The organism is Pseudomonas peli (assembly GCF_050563605.1).
Classification (GTDB): Bacteria; Pseudomonadota; Gammaproteobacteria; order Pseudomonadales; family Pseudomonadaceae; genus Aquipseudomonas; species Aquipseudomonas peli_A.
The window spans coordinates 1-316 of record NZ_JBNXUH010000232.1 but is presented as its reverse complement, the minus strand read 5'-3'; the positions used below and the strand labels follow the sequence as shown (position 1 = coordinate 316).

The 316-nt window shown below is 60.4% G+C and carries 1 pseudogene; it reads left to right on the top strand.

Annotated elements, in window-relative coordinates:
• Window positions 1-182: 182 nt before the first annotated feature.
• Window positions 183-316 (top strand): annotated as a pseudogene (locus tag ACQ4LH_RS21565) (3'-5' exonuclease); the annotation flags it as partial.

Here is a 316-nt window from a genome sequence, read left to right as displayed (position 1 = left end):
AGCCCATGTCGTCCCGTGTGCCCGGCGATTGTATACGTGACAGCGCGGCGGTGTACCCGTTTGGCTGACAGTCGCCTTCGCTCTAATACACCGCTGAAGCAGGCGCCCCATGCGTGGAACTGTCTCTTATACCCCTCTGTCCGTGCCTACGTCTCGTGGGCTCGGAGATTGTATAAGAGACAGAGCCGGTGTCGATCCGTTTGGCTGACAGTCGCCTGCGTTACAACCTGCCGATGTACCAGGCGCACCATGCGTTGACTGATGCGCTGGCAACGGCTGAGTTGCTGCAGGCGCAGGTGGCGACACGGTATTCGGG